The sequence below is a fragment of the Xanthomonas sp. LMG 12459 genome (genome assembly GCF_009192905.1).
GTDB classification, from domain to species: Bacteria; Pseudomonadota; Gammaproteobacteria; order Xanthomonadales; family Xanthomonadaceae; genus Xanthomonas_A; species Xanthomonas_A sontii.
Window position 1 is genome coordinate 29,719 of sequence record NZ_NSGT01000002.1, and the last position, 20,380, is coordinate 50,098.

Sequence of the window (20,380 nt, forward strand, 5' to 3'; positions counted from 1 at the left end):
AGGCGCCGCCAACGGGAGGCACTGTTGCGTCAGGCATCGCCCGCCTGGCGCTGCGGTCCGATCGGTGTCGCACTGCGCAGCGACGCTGTCGCCTGGAGGAAACACGGACTTCTATACTCGACGGCGAACGCACCGCCCCGCTCCGTCGCAAACGGGGCCGCGCACACCAGCACAGGCCGCACGCGTCCGCGACGGCTACATCCAACGAGGGAACGCATGCAGCCACGCTCGCGAACGTCGTCACGCCCCCCGGCCCGCTGCACCATCGCAGGTGCCATGCGGGCGCCACATCCGCGCAGCGGCCGTCGCGGCATCCGGGACTGAGGCGACGATGATGGAATTTGCCCTTTTCGCCATCGGCGTGGTCGTCGGTGCGGTGCTGTTGCATCTGGCGCGCCCTCTCGGGCGCAGCGCCTCCGCGCAGCGGCCTGCACCGGCGACCGACACCAGCGACAACCACCACGCCGCGCCAGAGGCAACGCAGGAGACACCGGCGCAGCATCTGCAGCGGCTGCGCCAGCAGGTGGAAGCACAGGACGAGCAGATCCACAGCCCTGCCGATCTGGCACAGATTCCGGAGTTCCAGCACGGCGTGGCGCTGCTGGCGGGCGCGGAGTTCTCCCATCAGGAACTGGTCGAGGCGCTGGGCAGCCCAGGCTACGTGCTGCCGTGCATGGCAGCGCAGGCCTTGGCGCAACGCCGCCCCCCGGATGCGGACGCGATCCTGGACGTGCTACCGCACCTGGGCTCGTATCCGCTGAGCTTCCTGTTCGACTACCTGCAGCGCCTGCCGGATGCCGACCATCTGCACGCGCTGCTGCGCCACGCACGCGACTGGTGGTGGAACGTCGTCCCGTTCCGGCAACGCCTGCGCGCCTATCTGCAGTGGGCCGCAAGCAAGGCCCCGGCGGACCGCCCGATGGATTTCGACGAACTCGACGATGCAGCGCTGACCGCACTCGGCGACACCCTGGCGCAGTTCAAGGAACCCGTGCTGGAGCCGTTCCTGCAGCGCCTGCACGACGCACGCAAGCGGCGTCGCGAGCAGCGCGTGCTCGGCGGCTTCGGCCGTGTCGTCGCCGCGGTGCCGGCGCGCCTGCGCCTGCGCCACCCGGGGCTGGACGTGGCCTTGCAGCGCGCCTACGAGCACGTGGTGACCACGCCTCCGCAGCCGGTCCTGCTGGTCGGCGAGCACGGCGTGGGCAAGAGCGTGCTGATCGACCTGCTCAGCGAACGCCTGCTCGGCGAAGGCTGGCGTGTGTTCGAGGCCTCCGCTGCGGAGATCCTGGCGGGGCAGAGCTACATCGGCGAACTGGAGGGACGCATCCGCGAGATGCTGGCGGTCCTGCACCGCGAGCGCGCCCTTTGGCGCGCGCCAGACTTCTACGACCTGCTGCACAAGGGCGCGCATTCGCGCGATCCGCGCGGCATCCTCGATCTGGTGCTGCCGGCGCTGGAGCGCGGTGAGTTGCGCCTGATCGGCGAGATCACGCCGCGGCAGCTGGCACAACTGCAGGTGGCGCGGCCGACCACGCGTTCGCGCTTCGAAGTGGTGACGCTGGCGCCGGCCGCGTCCACCGCGCTGGCGCAGATCGGCGCGCAGTGGGCGCAGGCCCAGGCGCAGGCGCTGCAGACCGAGGTGATCGACGCGCGCGCCCTGGCCGAAGCCGAACGCCTGGCCGCGCAGTACTTCCCCGATCAGTACGAACCCGGCCGCCTGCTGCAGCTGCTCGACGAGACCCTGCAGGCCGCGAAGGACGGCGACGACGCACGCCTGCCGCTGGACGACGATGCCCTGCTGCAGGCGGTGGCCAGGCGCAGCGGGCTGCCGCTGGAGGTGATCGACGATCGCCAACGGCTGGAACTGGAGACGCTGCGCCGTTTCTTCCGCAAGCGCGTGCTGGGCCAGGACGAGGCGGTGGAGACCCTGCTCGACCGCATCGCCATGCTCAAGGCCGGGCTGATCGACAGCCGCCGCCCGATCGGCGTGTTCCTGTTCGCCGGCCCGACCGGCACCGGCAAGACCGAATTGGCCAAGGCACTGGGCGAACTGCTGTTCGGCACTCCCGAGCGCCTGCTGCGCCTGGACATGAGCGAGTTCCAGGGCGAGGACGCGCTGTACCGGCTCACCGGCGACGACAGCGCCGGGCAGCGCACGCTGATCGCACGCATCCGCGAACAACCGTTCTCGGTGGTGCTGCTGGACGAGTTCGAGAAGGCCCACCCCAAGGTCTGGGACCTGTTCCTGCAGGTGTTCGACGACGCCCGCCTGAGCGACCGCAACGGCAACACCGCCGACTTCCGCCACAGCATCATCATTCTCACCAGCAACGTCGGCGCCACGCTGGCCCGCGGCGCCGGCCCCGGCTTCGCCACCGTCGCCGGCGGCTACTCGCGCAACGCGGTGGAAAAGGCGGTGTACGAGACCTTCCGCCGCGAGTTCGTCAACCGGCTCGACAAAGTGGTGCTGTTCAACCCGCTGGATCGGGCGCTGATGCGCGAGATCCTGCACAAGGAACTGGATCGCACGCTGACCCGGCGCGGCCTGCGCAATCGCGCCTGGGCGGTGGAATGGGAGCCGTCGGCGATCGAGTTCCTGCTCGACCGCGGCTTCACTCCGGACCTGGGCGCGCGGCCGCTGCGCCGCGCGATCGAACAGCATCTGCTCGCGCCCCTGGCACGCAGCATCGTCGAGCAACGCGCCCCCGAAGGCGACCAGTTCCTGTTCGTGCGCGGCGCCGGCGACCGCCTCGACGTGCGCTTCATCGCAGCGGACGCGCCGCCGACGCCGGAACCCCTGCCCGCGGCGGTCGACCCCGCCACGCCCACGGATCTGCGCGACCTGGTGTACGCGCCCAATGCAGACAGCGCGGTCCTGCCGCGCCTGGATGCGGCCTTGCATCGCCTGCAGGAATCGCACGCCGCGCCGGCCTGGCGGCAGGCGCGCGAGGCCGATTTCGCCGCCATGGGCGAGCGCGATTTCTGGTCGCACTCCGGCCGCTTCCAGGTGCTGGACCGGATCGAGCGCCGCGACCGCATCGAAAGCGCGCTGGCCACCGCCGTGCGCCTGCGCGCGCGGCTGGACGGCGGCGCCCAGCGCGACGGCGAGTTCGTGGCGCGCCTGACCCAGTTGCTGTGGCTGCTGCACCTGGCCAGCACCGCGCTGCAGGAGCAACGCCCGCAGGATGCGCTGCTGGACCTGCGCATCGGCGCCAGCGAGCTGCACCGGCATCCGGCCGAAGCACGGCAGTGGTGGCAACGTCTGCTGCAGATGTATCTGGCCTGGGCCGAGCAGCGCAACATGCGGGTGGACGTGCTGGCACAGGATCCGCAGCAAGGCCGCGCCTGGCTGGCCATCGCCGGTTTCGGGGCACTGGCGTTGCTGGACGCGGAAGCCGGCCTGCACGTGCAGGAGCAGGAGGCCGACGAACCGACCCTGCGCCGGCTCGCGGTGCAGGTGCGGGTCGCCCCGGACCTGCCCGGGCAGGCACGGCGCGCGCCCATCGGCGAGGACGAACTGCGGGTGTGCCGACGCTATCGGATCGCGCCTTCGCCGCTGGTGCGCGACAGCGTCCGCGGCTGGCGCAGCGGACGCCTGGAACGCGTGCTGGGCGGCGATTTCGATGTGATGCCGGTCGACTGAGTCCTGTCACGGACGCACGCGGCATGCGGCCACTGCAGGGAGCGCTGGGCAGGCGCGCGATGCGCGGCCACACCGCGCATCGCCATCAATGCGATAGCTGCACGCTATCGATTGATTAGAAGAATTCGAATTCTCTAAATCGCGGCTTCCGCCTATCGTGTCTCCAGTTTCACCGTGTCGCCGCCGTATGATCGCGGCGCCGAGCCACCCCATCTCGTCCACCAAGAGCCAAGGCAGCCTCCCATGACCAGCGAATCGAAATGCCCGTTCCACCAGGCTGCCAGCGGCAGCGGCACCAGCAATCGCGACTGGTGGCCCAAGCAGTTGCGCGTGGACCTGCTCAACCAGCATTCGGCCCGTTCCAACCCGCTGGACCCGCAGTTCGATTACGCCAAGGCGTTCAAGCAGCTCGATCTGGAAGCGCTCAAGCGCGACCTGCACGCACTGATGACCGATTCGCAGGACTGGTGGCCGGCCGACTTCGGCCACTACGGTCCGCTGTTCGTGCGCATGGCCTGGCATAGCGCCGGCACCTACCGCACCGGCGACGGCCGTGGCGGCGGTGGCCGCGGCCAGCAGCGTTTCGCTCCGCTCAACAGCTGGCCGGACAACGTCAGCCTGGACAAGGCGCGGCGCCTGCTGTGGCCGATCAAGCAGAAGTACGGCCAGGCCATCTCCTGGGCCGACCTGCTGATCCTAACCGGCAACGTCGCGCTGGAATCGATGGGCTTCAAGACCTTCGGCTTCGCCGGCGGCCGCGCCGACACCTGGGAGCCGGACCAGGACGTGTATTGGGGCCGCGAGACCAAGTGGCTGGGCGGCGACGAGCGCTACGCGCACGGCTCGCCGGGCGTGGACGAGGCGCACGGCGTGCTGGTGAAGGACGACGACAGCGAAGCGCGCCACACCCGCGACCTGGAGAACCCGCTGGCCGCGGTGCAGATGGGCCTGATCTACGTCAATCCGGAAGGCCCGGACGGCAATCCCGACCCGCTGCTGGCGGCCAAGGACATCCGCGACACCTTCGGCCGCATGGCCATGAACGACGAAGAGACCGTGGCGCTGATCGCCGGCGGCCACACCTTCGGCAAGACCCACGGCGCCGGCCCGGCCGACCACGTCGGCGCCGAGCCGGAAGCGTCCGACCTGGAAAGCCAGGGCCTGGGCTGGTCCAACAGCTTCGGCAGCGGCAAGGGCGGCGACACCATCACCAGCGGCCTGGAAGTCACCTGGACCAAGACGCCGGCGCGCTGGAGCAACGACTTCTTCGAGCACCTGTTCAAGTTCGACTGGGAACTGAGCAAGAGCCCGGCCGGCGCCCACCAGTGGGTGGCCAAGAACGCCGAGGCGGTGATTCCGGACGCGCACGACCCGTCGAAGAAGCACCTGCCGACCATGCTCACCACCGACCTGGCGCTGCGCTTCGACCCGGCCTACGAGAAGATCTCGCGCCGCTTCCTGGAGAACCCGCAACAGTTCGCCGACGCCTTCGCCCGCGCCTGGTTCAAGCTGACCCACCGCGACATGGGCCCGCGTGCGCGCTACCTCGGCCCGGACGTGCCGGCCGAAGAACTGCTGTGGCAGGACCCGATCCCGGCCGTGAACCACCCGCTGGTCGACGCGCAGGATATCGCCGCACTGAAGAAGACCCTGCTCGACTCCGGGCTGAGCGTGGCGCAACTGGTGTCCACCGCCTGGGCCGCGGCCTCCACCTTCCGTGGCTCGGACATGCGCGGCGGCGCCAACGGTGCGCGCATCCGCCTGGCCCCGCAGAAGGATTGGGAAGTCAACCAGCCGGCGCAGCTGGCACAGGTGCTGGCCACGCTAGAGGACATCCAGGCGCAGTTCAACGGCGCGCAGAGCGGCGGCAAGAAGATCTCGCTGGCCGACCTGATCGTGCTCGGCGGCGCCGCCGCGGTGGAACAGGCGGCCAAGCTGGCCGGACAGATCGTCGAGGTGCCGTTCGTGCCGGGCCGCATGGACGCCTCGCAGGAACAGACCGACGTGGAATCGTTCGCGGTGCTGGAACCGATCGCCGATGGTTTCCGCAACTACGCCAGGCGCCGTTATGCGCTGTCGGCCGAAGCGCTGCTGATCGACAAGGCGCAGTTGCTGACCCTGACCGCCCCGGAGATGACCGTGCTGGTCGGCGGCCTGCGCGTGCTCGGCGCCAACAGCGGCCAGTCCGCGCACGGCGTGTTCACCGATCGCCCGGGCGTGCTCAGCAACGACTTCTTCGCCAACCTGCTGGACATGGGCACCGAGTGGAAGGCGACCTCGGAGATGAAGGACGTCTACGAAGGCCGCGACCGCAAGAACGGCGCCGTGAAGTGGACCGGCACCCGTGCCGACCTGGTGTTCGGCTCCAACTCGGTGCTGCGCGCGGTGGCCGAGGTCTATGCCAGCGCCGACGCGCAGGCGAAGTTCGTACGCGACTTCGTCGCCGCCTGGACCAAGGTGATGCAGCTGGATCGCTTCGACCTGGCCGACTGACGACGGCAGACGGGGCGCCGCAGCGGCGCCTCGCTTGTCCTGGTTGCATGACGGCAACGCCCCGCTCGCCGGGGCGTTGTCGCGAGTGCAACGGCTCCACACGCTCTGTCGCAGAGGGCAACGCACGAATGGGGATGACGAGGAATGACCGCCCTGCGTCGCGGCTGAAGTCGCTCCCACGGTGTGTCAACCGCCATGAGCACGCCGACGCTCGCCAGGGCGCAAGCCGGTTGTGGGAGGGACTTCAGTCCCGACTGCATGCAGCCGAGGAAGCCTGATGTTGCTTGCAGCGACTGGCCATCGAGCGAAACACGCGACCAGCGCACCACCCACCTTCGGCAACGTCACGGCACCATTCGGTCGTCGCTGCAATCTCGGTCAACCGCACCGATCCTCGGCCAGGCGCAGCGGACTCGGCTACAGCGCGTCCAGATCCCCCAGCGCGCGGATCAGCCGCCGCGCACGCTTGTCCGGTTTGCCCTCCGGCGCCTGGTAACCGTTGCGCTCGGCGCTGCGCTGCGCGCGCAACTGCGCACGCCGCTCGCGCGAGGCCTCGCTCTCCAGGTACAGGGTCTGCGCCACGCTGGCCGGGCCGCGGGTGTCGCTGAGCCCCAGCACCTGGATCTCGAACACCTCGTCGCCGCGCTGCACGCGCACCTGCTCGCCCACGCGCACCGCGCGCGAGGATTTCGGCCGCTGCCCGTCCACGTCCACCTTGCCGGTCTCCACTGCCTGCTTGGCCAGGCTGCGGGTCTTGAAGAAGCGCGCGGCCCACAGCCAGACATCCAGGCGCACCGCGGCAGCTTGTACGACAGATTCATTCATTGCGTTGCTCGACATCCACTCGCGTTGGGGATTGCAGGCAGTCAAAAGGCCACGCCGGATCGGACACCATCGCGCCGCCGAGGGCATGCGCGGCGCACACGTCTCTCCGCACAGATGGCGATGCGATCGCACCAATGCAAGTACCGCCCTGTGGGGACCTACCCTCCGGGATGAATGGGTTGGCAGAGAGCGAGCGACCTCGAGGCAGGCGCAGCGGGGGGCGGTTCGCCCAGGTTTCATGTCCCATGCCGTTGCTGGCGTCACCCCCTACCCGGCACCAAGCAATGACCCGAGCCGTGCCGAACGCAGTTCCACCCTCGCCGCAGCGCGCTCCTGCGGCTTGGGCAGGACCGCCCCCCCCAGTAAGGGCGCACGCCACCCGCCGTGGGGCGGCGCAGGCCCGCCCCTGCCCGCCTGCGGCACGAACGCTGCAGACCCAGATCCGCCCATCGCCCCGCCGACATCCGTCGGTGCTAGTGTGGCCGGCTCACGCTCGCTCCCGACCCGCGATGACCAAGCCCGCTGCGCTCACCGAAGGCCCGATCGGCCGCCAGTTGCTGCTGTTCTCGCTGCCGATCCTGGCCGGCAACATCGCGCAGTCGCTCAACGGCTCGGTCAATGCCGTGTGGATCGGCCGCTATCTCGGCGAAGCGGCGCTCACCGCCGCGGCCAACGCCAACAGCATCATGTTCTTCCTGATCGGTTCGGTGTTCGGCATCGGCATGGCCGCCACCATCCTGATCGGCCAGGCGATGGGCCGCAGCGACGTGGCCCAGGCGCGGCGGGTGATGGGCACCAGCGCCACCTTCTTCATCGGCATCTCGGTATTGATCGCCGCCGGCGGCTGGTGGCTGGCGCGGCACCTGCTGGCGGCGATGGGCACGCCGGCGGCGTCGCTGCCGCTGGCCGAGGCCTATCTGCGGGTGATCTTCCTGGCGATGCCGCTGCTGTACACCTTCGCGTTCCTGTCGGCGGCGCTGCGCGGCACCGGCGATTCGCGCACGCCGTTCCGCTTCCTGCTGCTGTCGGTGGTGCTGGACATCGGCTTCAACCCGCTGCTGCTGTTCGGGCTGGGACCGTTCCCCAAGCTGGGCATCGCCGGGGCGGCCTGGGCCACGCTGATCGCGCAGGCGGTGTCGCTGACCGGGTTGCTGCTGTACCTGCGGCACAAGCGCCACGTGCTGTGGCTGGGCCGCCGCGACGCGCGGCTGTTCCGGCTCGACCTGCCGATCCTGCGTGCGCTGATCGTCAAGGGCGTGCCGATGGGCCTGCAGATGGTGCTGATCTCGCTGGCGATGATCGTGATGATCGCCCTGGTCAACGGCTACGGCACCGACACGTCCGCGGCCTACGGCGCAGCGCTGCAGTTGTGGGCCTATCTGCAGATGCCGGCGATGGCGATCGGCGCGGCCTGCTCGTCGATGGCCGCGCAGAACGTCGGCGCGCAGCGCTGGGACCGCGTCGCGGCGACTGCGCGCAAGGGCGTGCTGTTCAACTTTTTGCTGACCGGCGCACTGATCGCGCCGCTGATCCTGTTCGACCGCTGGACCCTGGCGCTGTTCCTGCCGCCGCACAGTGCGGCGCTGGAGATCGCGCGCCACCTCAATCACATCGCGGTGTGGTCGTTCCTGTTCTTCGGGGTGACCTTCGTGATCTCCGGCGTGGTCCGCGCGACCGGCGCGGTGATCCCGCCGCTGCTGATCCTGGCGCTCTCGCTCTGGGGCATCCGCGTGCCGTTCGCGCAGTTGCTGCAGCCGCAACTGGGCGCCGATGCGGTGTGGTGGAGCTTCCCGACCAGCGCCACCTGCGCGATGCTGCTGTCGCTGGCGTATTACCGCTGGGGCAACTGGCGCACCGCGCGGATGCTGGCGCCGTCGCGGCCGGAGACCATGGCGCATCCGGCGGAAGTGCCGGTGCAGCCGCCGGCGCCGGTCGCCGACGTGGCGGTGGCGCAGGATCCGGCGCGCTGAAAGCTGCGCTCGCGTCGCGATCCACAGGCGCCCTTGTCTGTGCGGGAGTCGACTGTCATGCAGCCGCAGCGAACTAAGCCCAAGCCGTCCGACACCGTCACTCGTCGGGACTGAAGTCCCTCCCACAAAGGCGCCAAGCCCCTGTGGGACGCGACTGAAACTCCTGCCACAAAAACGGCCAGACCCGCCAGCGCGGACATGACGGCTCCGCCCCCGCGCGGCGCGATCCAAACCCCACAAACGCAAACGGCCGCCCGAAGGCGGCCGTTGCGGCAGCGACCGAGGGTCGCCGGAAGATTACTCGGCCTTGGCGGCGGCAGCAGCGGCCTGGCGCGCGACCTTGGCCTGCGCAGCGGCGGCCAGATCTTCCTTGATGCGGGCGGCCTTGCCTTCCAGGCCACGCAGGTAGTACAGCTTGCCGGCGCGGACCTTGCCGCGGCGCTTCACTTCGACCGAGTCGATGGTGGCGCTGTGGGTCTGGAACACGCGCTCGACGCCGTAGCCGTGCGAGATCTTGCGCACGGTGAACGAGGAGTTCAGGCCGGCGTTCTTGGTGCCGATCACCACGCCTTCGTAGGCCTGCACGCGCTCGCGGTTGCCTTCCTTCACCTTGACGTTGACGACGACGGTGTCGCCCTGGTTGAACTCCGGCAGCTTGCGCTGGATCTGGGCGGCTTCGAAGTCGGCCAGGATGGTCTTGTTGAGCTTGCTCATGGTGGGCACCGCTTGTGTCTGGTGAGGTGGTCCGGCAGTCGCCGCACGGCGATTGCGCGATATCGGATGGGCCAAGCACGGAACGCACTGGCCGGAAAGCCGGGCATTTTAACCCAGCCCGGCGGCAATGGCTAGGGCTTGGATGGATTTTCCTGTTCGGCGGCCTGCGCCGCCTCCCGCTCCTGGCGGAATTCCTGCAGCAGGCGCCGGTCGGCCGCGCTCAGCGCCGTCTCGTCCAGCAGTTCCGGACGCCGCAGCCAGGTCCGCCCCAGCGCCTGCATGCGCCGCCAGCGCGCGATCGCGGCGTGGTTGCCGGAACGCAGCACCGCCGGCACCTCTCCCAGCGCGTGTTCGCGCGGATGGGTGTAGTGCGGGCAGTCGAGCAGGCCGTCCGGGCCCTCGAAACTGTCCTGGGCCGCGGATTCGGCGTCGTTCAGCGCCCCCTCCTGCAGCCGGGTGACCGCGTCCACCAGCACCGCCGCGGCCAGTTCGCCGCCGGACAGCACGTAGTCGCCGATCGAGATTTCCTCGTCCACCGCGGCGGCGACAAAACGCTCGTCCACGCCCTCGTAGCGCCCGCACAGCAGCAGCAGCCGCGGCAGCGCGGCCAGTTCGCGGGCCTTGGCCTGGGTCAGCGGCCGGCCTTGCGGGCTCAGGTAGATCAGCGGCGCCGGCTGCGGATCGGCCGCGCGCACCGCCTGCAGGCAGGCCTGCAGCGGCTCGATCATCATCACCATGCCCGGGCCGCCACCGAACGGCCGGTCGTCGACCTTGCGGTAGCCGCCGCTGGCGTAGTCGCGCGGGTTCCAACCGTGCAGGTCCAGCAGCGCGCGCTCCTGCGCCCGCCCGACCACGCCGAACCCGGCGCACTGGGCGACGAACTCGGGGAACAGGCTGATGACGTCGATGCGCATGAGGCTGGGAATGGGGAGCCGGGAATGGGGAATGGGAAAGGCAAACGCCAAAGCGGCCGCATGGCCGCTTCGCTCAGAACTCGGGGTCCCAGTCGACCACGACCAGGTTGGCCTCGAAATCCACCGACTTGATGTAGTCCGGCTGTACGAACGGCACCAGCCGTTCGCGGTCGCCGCGCACCACCAGCACATCGTTGGCGCCGGTGGAGAACAGGTGCGACACCTGCCCCAGCGCCACGCCGTCGACGGTACGCACGTCCAGGCCTTCCAGGTCCACCCAGTAGTACTCGTCCGGGCGCGGCGGCGGCAGGCTGCTGCGCGCCACGTAGATCTCGGTGCCGCGCAGGGCCTCGACCGCGTCGCGGTCGGTGACCTCGGGCAGCGTGGCGATCAGGTACTTGCCGGACTCGCGGCCGCGCACGCCGCTGAGGCTGCTCTCGCTGCCGTCGGGCTTGCGCACGATCCAGGGCTGATAACGAAACATGGCGAGGCGCGGCTCGGTCCAGGACTCGAGCTTGGCCTCGCCACGGATGCCGAACGCGCCGAGGACCCGACCGAGCAGGATGCGGCGCTGGCTGTCTTTCATTGGGGCAAACGCGAGGGCCGCGCGCTGGGCGCGGCCCGCGGAATCAGGCCGCGGCGGCCTGGTTCTTGGTGGCTTCCTTGTACAGGTTGCGCACCTTGTCGGTCAGCTGCGCGCCATTGGACACCCAATGGTCGACGCGGGCCAGGTCCAGCACCACGCGCGGCTCGGCGCCCTGGGCGACCGGGTTGTAGTAACCGACGCGTTCGATGTTGCGGCCGTCGCGCGCGCTGCGCACGTCGGTGACGATGATGTGGTAGAAGGGGCGCTTCTTGGCGCCGCCACGGGTAAGGCGGATCTTGACCATGGTGAGTTTCCGGTGTTGCCCAGTCGCCAGGATGGCGCGGTGAACCGACGATTATAGCGGCCGGCCCCGGCTCTGCCAAGTCTGGGCAGTGGCCTGCGGCCGCGGGATTGGGGATTCGAGATTGGGGATTCGCCAGGAGCGGCAGCCATGCCACGATGGCCGTCCACGGAGTGCTCAGATCGCCTGCCAGGGCTGGGTGTGCAACGCCGCCTCCAGCATGGCCAATAGATCCGCGGCCGGGCGCAGCGTGCGACCGTCCACTGCCGCCACCGCCTGCTGGCCGCGGGCATTGCAGATGAAGGCGGCCACCTCCGGCCCGAGTTCGTGGAGCGACAGCGGCCGCACCTCCTGCGCCACGCCCAGCGCGGCGAGCCCGGCCTGCAGCAGCCGTTCCTGGGTGCCGCGCAGCGCTGGTGCCTGCGGCCAGTGCAGACAGGCGCCGTCCCACAGTCCCAGGTTCCAGGTCGGCCCTTCGGCCACCTGCCCCTGCGCGTCGACGAACAGCGCGTCGTCGCTGCCGGCCTGCAGCGCAAGGCGGCGCTGGTGGAAGGCGCCGAAGGTGCCGACGTGCTTGATGTGGGGCGTCTCCCGGGCAAATACGCCACTGCGCAGCCGCAGCGGCGCCGCCTCGGCCTGTGCCGGTGGCGCCAGTGACACCAGCAGCTCCACAGCGCAATCGGCATCGGCCCGGCGCAACGTGAATGCCGGCGAGAACACGGTGACGCGGAGCGAGGCGTCGCCAGTGCCGAAGGCGGCCAGCGCCGCGCGTAGCTCGGCGCGCACGCGCTCATGCGGCAAGGCACTCCCGAACAGCGCCGCATTGGCCTGCTGCAACCGCTGCAGATGCAGCTCGAACCCACGCACGGCGCCATTGCGCACCTGCATGGTGCTGAAGTGCCCGTAGTTCACCAGCGCGGCGGCGGCCAGCAGCTCGGCGCCGGCAGGCTGCCCGTGGTGGAAGACCTGCGATGTCACAGCAGGGCCTGCGCCTGCGACCACCAGCGTTCAACCAACGTCGCGGCGGGCTCGGCCGGCGCCATCCAGGCAGACTGCCCGGCCCAGGCCTGCATCGCCGCCAGGCGGTCGGCGCGCTGTGCGGCCTGGCGCATCGGTGCAGTCAGGCCACGCTGCACCGGGTACGGCCGCGGCGGCGGCGCCTCCGCGGCAGCGGCGGCGCGCACGTAGTCGGTGGCCAGCGCGCGGCCCAGGCGGCCGGAAAAGGCGCGGGTCAACGTGGTCTGCTCGGGTTCGGCCTGGGCCAGCGCATCCGCCCAGGCCGGTGCCAGCGCCGCCTCCGGGCTGCGCAGCAGGGCGGTGCCGATCTGCACCGCGCTCGCGCCCAGGGTCAAAGCGGCGGCGATGCCACGGCCGTCGCCGATGCCACCGGCGGCGATCACCGGGATCTGCAGTTGGTCGGCCAGCCGCGGCAGCAGCGCGAACAGCCCGGTCAACTGCCGCTCGGCGCTGCCGGCCTCGAAGGCGCCGCGATGGCCGCCGGCCTCCGCCCCCTGCGCGACCACCGCATCGGCACCGGCGGCCTGCGCGGCCAGCGCCTCGTCCAGGGTGGTGGCGCAGGCGAACCAGGCGATCCCGGCCTGCTGCAGGCGCTGCACCTGGTCCGGCCGGAACAGGCCCATGATCGACGAGGCCACTGCCGGCCGCGCCGCGAGCAGGGCCTCGAACTGGGCATCGAAATCGGCGGGCGCCGCATCGCCGGCGGCGGCGTCGACCGGCGGTCCCCAGGCCGCGAGAAAGGCGCGCACCTCGGCCTCGGCGGCGGCATCGCGCGCGGGGGGCGGATCCGGCACCCACAGGTTGACCTGTGCCGCCCCGCCGCCGGCGGCGCGGAACGCATCCATCCACGCCACGATGTCCTGCGGCGCCGACAGCACCGCGCCCATCGCCCCCATGCCGCCGGCCGTAGCGACCGCGGCCGACAGCGGCACCGGACAGGCACCCGCCATCGGGCTGAGCAGGATCGGCAGGCGCAGACCGAAGCGCTGCCGAAAGGCGTCCACGCGCGCCAGGCGCTGCATCATGCGTGCTCCGCGACTCCGGGAACGGCCATGGTAGCCGCACCGCATCCAGGCCACGGGGCAGCGGACACGGCTGCGCTCACCTGCAGTGAAGATCGTCGCAAGGAACCCCCTTCAAACAACGCGAAAATCCGATCCCCTAGCCCGAGGCTGACGCTTTAGCGACGATTCGCCACAGCGCCACGCAGCATGCACCTGCAGCCGATCCGCCCAGAGAAGTCATCGGGCTACGAACGCAACCAAGTTGTCGAGCGCCGCGTTGTTTCCGGCTTCGATTCCTTCGAACATCTCATCGCCGCAGAAAGAGGTCGCCTGAACGGTCATACAAACCCTGGTTTCATCGACATGCGCTTCAAGCAACACCGTATTCAGAAGCGCCGCCAGGGTCTGGCTGCCGGACTCCACGATTTCGCTCCATACGATCCGAGAATTCGGCACGATGGAAACATAGGTAGCGATGCCCGTGTACTGCGGATCGTCCTTGTCCCCACATCGGAAAACATCCCGCCCGCCTTCACGGAAATCGGTCACATCGTAGATGACGGCCGCACTCTCGGATGGAGCGCTCCAGGTCGCACGCTGCGTGGAATCGGAAAAGGCGGCAAAGACGCGCGCGCTGCCAGCCTTGCATGAACGTTCGAAGAAGAACGTGCGGTGCTTGATCTGCCGGTTCATACCCTTCCCAAGCGAATGAACGAAAACTCAAAAAAGAACGGACGGCGACCGCAGCAAGGAGGAAAACCGTGCACGGCCAGATTCAGCGGAACGGCAGGCCGCCGCGGCCGCCCATGCCGCCGAGCATGCCCTTCATGCCGCGCATCAGGCCTTTCATGCCACCGCCGGCCATCTTGCTCATCATCTTTTCCATCTGCTGATACTGCTTCATCAGCTTGTTGACGTCGGCCGGCTGGGTACCGGAGCCGCGGGCGATGCGCGCGCGGCGCGAGCCGTTGAGCAGCCCCGGGTTGCGCCGCTCCTTCTTGGTCATCGAGCCGATGATGGCGATCATCCGCGGCACGTCCTTGTTACCGGCGACCTGCTGCTTCAGATGCTCGGGGATCTGGCCCATGCCCGGCAGCTTGTCCATCAGCCCGGACAGGCCGCCCATGTTCTGCATCTGCTCGAGCTGGTCGCGCATGTCGTTGAGGTCGAACTTCTTGCCCTTGGCGACCTTCTCGGCCAGCTTCTGCGCCTTGTCCTTGTCCACCTGGTGCTCGACCTGCTCGACCAGCGACAGCACGTCGCCCATGTCGAGGATGCGGCTGGCCAGGCGATCGGGGTGGAACACGTCCAGGCCGTCCGGCTTCTCGCCGACGCCGATGAACTTGATCGGCTTGCCGGTGATGTAGCGCACGCTCAGCGCCGCACCGCCGCGGGCGTCGCCGTCGGTCTTGGTCAGCACCACGCCGGTCAGCGGCAACGCCTCGCTGAACGCCTTGGCGGTGTTGGCCGCGTCCTGGCCGGTCATCGCGTCGACCACGAACAGGGTCTCGACCGGGGCGATCGCCGCGTGCAGCGCCTTGATCTCCTCCATCATCGCCGCGTCGATGGCCAGGCGGCCTGCGGTATCCACCAGCAGCACGTCGACGAAGGACTTGCGCGCGTCGGCGATGGCGGCGCGGACGATGTCCACGGGCTTCTGCGAGGCCTCGGACGGGAAGAACAGCACCCCGACCTGCTCGGCCAGGGTCTTGAGCTGCTCGATCGCGGCCGGGCGGTACACGTCGGCCGACACCACCATCACCTTCTTCTTGCGCTTTTCCTTCAGGTGCTTGGCCAGCTTGCCGACCGTGGTGGTCTTGCCCGCGCCCTGCAGGCCGGCCATCAGCACGATCGCCGGCGCCGGCACATTGAGGTTGAGGTCGCTGGCGGCCGAGCCCATCACCGCGGTCAGCTCGTCGCGCACGACCTTGATCAGCGCCTGGCCCGGGGTCAGGCTCTTGAGCACTTCCTGGCCGACCGCACGGACCTTGATGCGCTCGATCAGCGCCTGCACCACCGGCAGGGCGACGTCGGCCTCGAGCAGCGCGATGCGCACTTCGCGGGTGGCTTCGCGGATGTTCTCCTCGGTCAGGCGACCGCGGCCGCGCAGGCGCTGCATGGTGCCGGAGAGGCGTTGGGTGAGGGATTCGAACATGCGGGCGGGTCGCGGACGGGAAACGGCCGTCGATTATAGCCGGGCGCGCCGGCGATCCCCGGCGGCGCCGTCACGGCGGCTGGTCCGATATGCGAAACTGGCGCGATGCTCATCACCGTCCTCGCCACCCTGCTGTACCTGGCCGCCACCGGCCTGCTGATCGCCGCGGTGGTGCGCGACCGGGTGGACCGCAGCCGCGCCTGGCTGTGGCCGGCGCTGCCGGCGGTGGCGCTGCACGCGGGCTATCACGTGCAGGTGGCCCTGCACACCGCCGGCGGCCCGGACATGCACTTCTTCGCCGCGCTGTCGCTGGTCAGCCTGGGCATGGCGCTGATGACCGCCCTGGTCGGCGCCAGCGGGCGCATGGCCGCGCTGGGCGTGGTGGTGTTCCCGCTGTCGGCGGCGCTGCTGCTGGCCTACCACGGCTACGGCCACGAGCCGGCGCCGGTGCTGGACTGGCGGCTGCAGTTGCACGCCTGGCTGGCGCTGCTGGCCTACGCCACGCTGGGCATCGCCGCGCTGCTGGCGGTGATGCTGTGGCTGCAGGAACGCGCGCTGCGACGCCGCGACTTCCATCCATGGCTGCGCGCGCTGCCGCCGCTGACCGCGCTGGAGACGCTGCTGTTCCGCACCATCGTGGTCGGCTTCATCCTGCTGACCCTGACCCTGCTGACCGGGGTGCTGTTCGTGCAGGATTTCCTGGCGCAGCGGCTGGTGCACAAGACCGTGCTCAGCGTGCTGTCGTGGCTCGTGTTCGGCGCGCTGCTGTTCGGTCGCTGGCGCTACGGCTGGCGCGGGGTCAAGGCGGTGCACTGGACCCTGGCGGCAATGGTGCTCCTGCTGCTGTCGTTCTTCGGCAGCAAGTTCGTGATCGAACTGGTGCTGGGGCACGCGCAGTAGCGGCCCGGTCTTCCCGTAGAAGCGGCTTCAGCCGCGACGGCTGACACCGGGAAAGGCCCGGTCGCGGCTTCAGACACGCCTGCGACGTCCCACGCCTCAACCGCCGCCCTGCTCCGCCAGCGCCGCCTCCACCGCCGCCCAGTCGGCGCCGCGGCCGACCTCGGCGAAGCGATAGTCGATGCGGTGCCGATAGACCTGACCGGGACGCAGGATGCAATCGGGAAAGCCCGGCTGGTTCGGCGCGTCCGGATAGCCCTGCGGCTCCAGGCAGATGCCGCGGCCCAGCGCCGGATGCTGCCGGTCCAGGCCCTGGCCTTCGTACAGCTGCACGGCCGGCATCGGGCTGGCGATGCGCATGGCCACGCCGCTGTGCGGCGAATACAGCAGCGCGGTGCAGTCGTGGCCGTCGGCCAGCACCAGGCAGTGGTCGTAGCCGGCGCTGAGCGAGAGCTGCGGATCGGCGGCGATGTCCTTGTCGGCGATGGCACGCGCCTGGCGGAAATCGAACGGCGTAGCGGCCACCGTGGCGATCTCGCCGCGCGGCAGCAGCGCCGCGTCGCGCACCGGCAGGTAACGGTCGGCCGGCACCCGCAGCCACTGTGCCGCGGCGGGCACCGCGGCATCGCCGGCCAGGTTGAAATAGGGATGATGGGTGAGATTGAGCGGGGTCGGCGCATCGGTCTGCGCGACGAACTCGACGCTCAGGCAACGGTCTTCGACGCGGTAGGTCGCCTCCACCGACAGGTTGCCCGGATAGCCCTCCTCGCCGGCCGGCGAGTCGTAGCGCAACTGCAGCATGCGCTCGGTCTGCGCCGACACCGTCCACACCCGGCGGCCGAAGCCCAGCGCGCCGCCGTGCAGATGGTTGGCGCCCTCGTTGGCGGTGACCGCGTAGTGCCGGCCATCGACGGTGAAGGCCGACCCGGCGATGCGGTTGCCGAAGCGCCCGACCAGCACGCCCAGGTAGGACGGGTCCTGCAGGTAGTCCTGCAGCGTCGGCAGCCCCAGCACCAGCTCGGTCTCGCCATGCGCGCCGTGCAGGCGCAGGCTGCGCAGCAGGCCGCCATAGGTCAGCACTTCGGCACGCAGGCCGTCGCCGCTGTCCAGGACCATGCGCTGGATGGCGGTACCGTCGGGAAGATGACCGAAGAGCGAGGACATGCAGGAGCCTTGGAAGTCGGTGCGCATGCGCGGGGTCCGCAGCATAACCAGCGATGGCGCGACACGGCCATCGCCGCGCGAGCGCCGACAGCGCGCTGTGCGATACCGCGCACGTTCTGGGAACACACCGCGTGCGGCGCCGTGCCGCGCATTGCAATTCCGATATGGCGGCCTCGCATTTGGGCATTGGTTCGCCCTCCACGTGTCTTCTATGCTCGGGATCGGGGCACACCGGGGACAGGCACGGAAGCGATCGTGCCGGGGGGTGTGCGCCCCGAATACGGCAGCGCCTGGGCTTCATGGCCAAGGCCGCGCGCCGGCCGTCACTCCCACGCGACGCTGGCGACGGCGCCGCCCTACCCGACAAGGAGCTCCCGATGCGTTCGCCCCGTTTCCTGCAGCAGCGTGCGGCACACTGGCGGCGGCTGCCGCTGATCGCCGCGACGCTCGGCCTGGCACTGGCCGCCACACTGGCGCAGGCCGCCGACGTCGAGGTGCGCGGCACGTTGCGTGCCGACCGCCCTGGCGCCGCGGTGTCGCGCCACCTGTTCGGACAGTTCGCCGAGCATCTGGGCAACGGCATCTACGGCGGCGTCTGGGTCGGCCCGGACTCGAAGATCCCCAACACCCGCGGCTACCGCAACGACGTGGTCGCCGCGCTGAAGGCGCTGGACGTGCCGGACATCCGCTGGCCCGGCGGCTGCTTCGCCGACGAATACCACTGGCGCGACGGCATCGGTCCGCGCAACCAGCGCCCGACCAGCGTCAACACCCACTGGGGCGGCGTGGAGGAACCCAACAGCTTCGGCACCCACGAGTTCATGGACCTCACCGAACTGCTCGGCACGCAGGCGTACGTGGCCGGCAACGTCGGCGACGCGGCGCCGGACGAGATGGCGCAGTGGGTGGAATACATGACCGCGCCCACGCGCTCGACCCTGGCCGAACAGCGCCGCCGCAACGGCCGCCAGGCGCCGTGGAAGGTGCCGTTCTTCGGCGTCGGCAACGAGCTGTGGGGCTGCGGCGGCAACATGCGCGCCGAGTACGCCGCCGACGTGTTCCGCCGCTACCAGACCTTCGTCAAGGCGCCGGCCGACCAGAAGATCCTCAAGATCGCGCCCGGCCCGAACGAAGACGACTACCACTGGACCGAGGTGATGATGCGCGAGGCCGGCAAGTTCATGGACGGCCTGAGCCTGCACTACTACACCGTGCCCGGCGGCTGGCCGCCGCGCGCCTCCTCCACCAGCTTCGACGAGGCGGCGTGGATCGAAACGCTGTCGCGCACGCTGCGGATGGACGAGTTGATCAGCAAGCACAGCGCGATCATGGACAAGTACGACCCGGACAGGAAGGTCGCGCTGGTGGTCGACGAATGGGGCACCTGGTACAAGGGCCTGCCCGACGTGAACCCGGGTTTCCTGCACCAGCAGAACACCTTGCGCGATGCGCTGGTGGCGTCGCTCAACCTGGACATCTTCGTCCAGCATGCCGACCGCGTGCGCATGGCCAACATCGCGCAGATGGTCAACGTGTTGCAGGCGATGATCCTCACCGACGGCGACAGGATGCTGCTGACGCCGACCTACCACGTCTTCATGCTGTACAAGCCGTACCAGGACGCGACCGCGCTGCCGCTGCAGATCAGCACGCCCGACTACCGGCATGCCGGCTATACGGTGCCGGCGGTGCACGGCTCGGCGGTGCGGGCGAAGGACGGGCACGTGTACGTGGCGCTGACCAATCTGGACCCGAACCGCAGCGCCGACGTTACGGTGCAGGTCGACGGCGTGCAGACGCGCGGCGTCGACGGTCAGATCCTGACCGCCCCGACCATCGATGCGCTCAACACCTTCGCCCAGCCGCAGGCGGTGCGCCCGGCCGCCTTCGCCGGCGCGCGCGTGCAGGGCGACACGCTGCAGGTGGCGCTGCCGGCCAAGGCGATCGTGATGCTGAAGCTGCAGTAGCCCCAGGCCATTGCCGCGCTCCTAGCCCCTCTCCCCCCGGGAGAGGGGTTGGGGTGAGGGTCGGCCCGCGCAGCGCAGCCACTCCTCGCCAATTCCAAAAAGGGATCTGAATTCCTATGCGGCGTGCCGCACCACGCGCCTAGTCCTGCGCGTCGGTCAGCAGCGCGAACAGCGATTGTCCATCCGGCGCGATCAGATCGCTGACCGCCCAACAGCCGTTGCCGCGGCGCTGCAGTTCGATCTTGACCGACTGCGCCCGCGCGGCACGACCGCCGAGCGCCAAGCGGTAGTCCATGCGCACCTCCACCACGGTGGCCTGCGAACCGCCCGAGACCAGGGTGAAGGTCGGCGCGCCCTGAATGTCGCCGTCCTGCGCGCTGGTCCACGGGTCGAAGTCCAGCCGGCACACGCCCTCGCGCGCCGCGCAGCGCTGGTCGGCCTGCAGCGCGTGCGCAAAGGATGGGGTCAGCAAGCCGTCCAGGTTTTGCGGCTGCCAGTAGAAATCGCGCGCCTTGTACAGGCGCTCGGCCATCTGCAGCGGCGTCGCGCATGCCGGCGGCTGCGCGGCGGCGAGCGTCGGCGACAGAGCAAGCAGGGTCAGGAGGACAAGACGGCGATGCATGGGTGGCTCCGGCGATCGGGGCCGGCTATGAAGCCCGGATCGCGGCGCCAACGCAAGCGCGGACAAAAAAAAGAGGAGCCGGCGAACCGGCTCCTCGTTCTCCTGCCG

16 protein-coding genes are annotated in these 20,380 nt (G+C 69.8%); 5 read left to right on the forward strand and 11 right to left on the reverse strand.

Annotated elements, in window-relative coordinates; genetic code table 11:
• Window positions 1-334: 334 nt before the first annotated feature.
• Window positions 335-3,643 (forward strand): AAA family ATPase, encoded by a 3,309-nt coding sequence (locus tag CEK65_RS00550; RefSeq protein WP_226980424.1) that lies wholly within the window; start codon window positions 335-337, stop codon window positions 3,641-3,643.
• Between the two features lie 243 nt (window positions 3,644-3,886).
• A complete protein-coding gene (katG, locus tag CEK65_RS00555; RefSeq protein ID WP_152180422.1) occupies window positions 3,887-6,136 on the forward strand; it encodes a catalase/peroxidase HPI in 2,250 nt (749 codons plus the stop codon).
• A 417-nt stretch (window positions 6,137-6,553) separates the two neighbouring features.
• Here katG and CEK65_RS00560 read toward each other — a convergent pair whose 3' ends face one another.
• On the reverse strand, window positions 6,554-6,961 hold the full coding sequence (locus tag CEK65_RS00560; protein WP_152180423.1) for an RNA-binding S4 domain-containing protein: 408 nt from the start codon (window positions 6,959-6,961) through the stop codon (window positions 6,554-6,556).
• Window positions 6,962-7,470: 509 nt separating this feature from the next.
• Here CEK65_RS00560 and CEK65_RS00565 point away from each other — a divergent pair.
• Complete coding sequence (locus tag CEK65_RS00565) at window positions 7,471-8,931, forward strand: MATE family efflux transporter (protein WP_152180424.1); 1,461 nt, start codon at window positions 7,471-7,473, stop codon at window positions 8,929-8,931.
• 297 nt (window positions 8,932-9,228) lie between these two features.
• On the opposite strand, the gene rplS is transcribed toward CEK65_RS00565, so the two are convergent.
• The 8 genes from rplS to ffh all read right to left on the reverse strand — a co-directional run bounded on the left by rplS (window position 9,229) and on the right by ffh (window position 15,622).
• The gene (gene rplS, locus CEK65_RS00570) at window positions 9,229-9,645 is read right to left on the reverse strand and encodes a 50S ribosomal protein L19 (protein ID WP_010342237.1); all 417 of its coding nucleotides are present in this window, start codon (window positions 9,643-9,645) and stop codon (window positions 9,229-9,231) included.
• A gap of 131 nt (window positions 9,646-9,776) precedes the next feature.
• Complete coding sequence (gene trmD, locus CEK65_RS00575; RefSeq protein WP_152180425.1) at window positions 9,777-10,559, reverse strand: tRNA (guanosine(37)-N1)-methyltransferase TrmD; 783 nt, start codon at window positions 10,557-10,559, stop codon at window positions 9,777-9,779.
• Window positions 10,560-10,632: 73 nt separating this feature from the next.
• Window positions 10,633-11,145 (reverse strand): ribosome maturation factor RimM, encoded by a 513-nt coding sequence (gene rimM, locus CEK65_RS00580; protein ID WP_150410471.1) that lies wholly within the window; start codon window positions 11,143-11,145, stop codon window positions 10,633-10,635.
• A gap of 43 nt (window positions 11,146-11,188) precedes the next feature.
• On the reverse strand, window positions 11,189-11,449 hold the full coding sequence (gene rpsP, locus CEK65_RS00585; RefSeq protein ID WP_010342240.1) for a 30S ribosomal protein S16: 261 nt from the start codon (window positions 11,447-11,449) through the stop codon (window positions 11,189-11,191).
• A gap of 174 nt (window positions 11,450-11,623) precedes the next feature.
• The gene (locus CEK65_RS00590) at window positions 11,624-12,424 is read right to left on the reverse strand and encodes an aminotransferase class IV (protein WP_152180426.1); all 801 of its coding nucleotides are present in this window, start codon (window positions 12,422-12,424) and stop codon (window positions 11,624-11,626) included.
• Window positions 12,421-13,485, reverse strand: coding sequence for a nitronate monooxygenase (locus CEK65_RS00595; protein ID WP_152180461.1), 1,065 nt, complete (start codon window positions 13,483-13,485; stop codon window positions 12,421-12,423). Before CEK65_RS00595 ends, CEK65_RS00590 begins: the two co-directional genes overlap by 4 nt.
• Window positions 13,486-13,704: 219 nt before the next feature.
• Entirely contained in the window at window positions 13,705-14,160 is a 456-nt protein-coding gene (locus tag CEK65_RS00600) for an SRPBCC domain-containing protein (protein WP_152180427.1), read from the reverse strand.
• Window positions 14,161-14,242: 82 nt separating this feature from the next.
• Window positions 14,243-15,622 (reverse strand): signal recognition particle protein, encoded by a 1,380-nt coding sequence (gene ffh / locus CEK65_RS00605; RefSeq protein WP_010342245.1) that lies wholly within the window; start codon window positions 15,620-15,622, stop codon window positions 14,243-14,245.
• A gap of 105 nt (window positions 15,623-15,727) precedes the next feature.
• Here ffh and ccsA point away from each other — a divergent pair, with 105 nt between their 5' ends.
• Entirely contained in the window at window positions 15,728-16,522 is a 795-nt protein-coding gene (gene ccsA, locus CEK65_RS00610; RefSeq protein WP_152180428.1) for a cytochrome c biogenesis protein CcsA, read from the forward strand.
• Window positions 16,523-16,618: 96 nt separating this feature from the next.
• Here ccsA and CEK65_RS00615 read toward each other — a convergent pair whose 3' ends face one another.
• Window positions 16,619-17,683, reverse strand: a complete 1,065-nt coding sequence (locus CEK65_RS00615; RefSeq protein WP_193314652.1) for an aldose epimerase family protein — start codon at window positions 17,681-17,683, stop codon at window positions 16,619-16,621.
• 377 nt (window positions 17,684-18,060) lie between these two features.
• Here CEK65_RS00615 and CEK65_RS00620 point away from each other — a divergent pair, with 377 nt between their 5' ends.
• On the forward strand, window positions 18,061-19,650 hold the full coding sequence (locus CEK65_RS00620; RefSeq protein ID WP_225851664.1) for an alpha-L-arabinofuranosidase C-terminal domain-containing protein: 1,590 nt from the start codon (window positions 18,061-18,063) through the stop codon (window positions 19,648-19,650).
• Window positions 19,651-19,789: 139 nt separating this feature from the next.
• Here CEK65_RS00620 and CEK65_RS00625 read toward each other — a convergent pair whose 3' ends face one another.
• Window positions 19,790-20,272 carry a hypothetical protein gene (locus tag CEK65_RS00625; RefSeq protein WP_152180430.1) on the reverse strand — a complete coding sequence of 161 codons (483 nt, stop codon included), beginning with the start codon at window positions 20,270-20,272 and terminating at the stop codon, window positions 19,790-19,792.
• Between the last annotated feature and the right edge of the window lie 108 nt (window positions 20,273-20,380).

What these genes read in the sequence shown, in the direction of transcription:
- CEK65_RS00550 (WP_226980424.1), top strand. Translation starts at nt 335, where the DNA reads ATGGAATTTGCCCTTTTCGCCATCGGCGTGGTCGTCGGTGCGGTGCTG.
- katG (WP_152180422.1), top strand. Translation starts at nt 3,887, where the DNA reads ATGACCAGCGAATCGAAATGCCCGTTCCACCAGGCTGCCAGCGGCAGC.
- CEK65_RS00560 (WP_152180423.1), bottom strand. Translation starts at nt 6,961, where the DNA reads ATGAATGAATCTGTCGTACAAGCTGCCGCGGTGCGCCTGGATGTCTGG.
- CEK65_RS00565 (WP_152180424.1), top strand. Translation starts at nt 7,471, where the DNA reads ATGACCAAGCCCGCTGCGCTCACCGAAGGCCCGATCGGCCGCCAGTTG.
- rplS (WP_010342237.1), bottom strand. Translation starts at nt 9,645, where the DNA reads ATGAGCAAGCTCAACAAGACCATCCTGGCCGACTTCGAAGCCGCCCAG.
- trmD (WP_152180425.1), bottom strand. Translation starts at nt 10,559, where the DNA reads ATGCGCATCGACGTCATCAGCCTGTTCCCCGAGTTCGTCGCCCAGTGC.
- rimM (WP_150410471.1), bottom strand. Translation starts at nt 11,145, where the DNA reads ATGAAAGACAGCCAGCGCCGCATCCTGCTCGGTCGGGTCCTCGGCGCG.
- rpsP (WP_010342240.1), bottom strand. Translation starts at nt 11,449, where the DNA reads ATGGTCAAGATCCGCCTTACCCGTGGCGGCGCCAAGAAGCGCCCCTTC.
- CEK65_RS00595 (WP_152180461.1), bottom strand. Translation starts at nt 13,485, where the DNA reads ATGCAGCGCCTGGCGCGCGTGGACGCCTTTCGGCAGCGCTTCGGTCTG.
- CEK65_RS00600 (WP_152180427.1), bottom strand. Translation starts at nt 14,160, where the DNA reads ATGAACCGGCAGATCAAGCACCGCACGTTCTTCTTCGAACGTTCATGC.
- ffh (WP_010342245.1), bottom strand. Translation starts at nt 15,622, where the DNA reads ATGTTCGAATCCCTCACCCAACGCCTCTCCGGCACCATGCAGCGCCTG.
- ccsA (WP_152180428.1), top strand. Translation starts at nt 15,728, where the DNA reads ATGCTCATCACCGTCCTCGCCACCCTGCTGTACCTGGCCGCCACCGGC.
- CEK65_RS00615 (WP_193314652.1), bottom strand. Translation starts at nt 17,683, where the DNA reads ATGTCCTCGCTCTTCGGTCATCTTCCCGACGGTACCGCCATCCAGCGC.
- CEK65_RS00620 (WP_225851664.1), top strand. Translation starts at nt 18,061, where the DNA reads ATGCGTTCGCCCCGTTTCCTGCAGCAGCGTGCGGCACACTGGCGGCGG.
- CEK65_RS00625 (WP_152180430.1), bottom strand. Translation starts at nt 20,272, where the DNA reads ATGCATCGCCGTCTTGTCCTCCTGACCCTGCTTGCTCTGTCGCCGACG.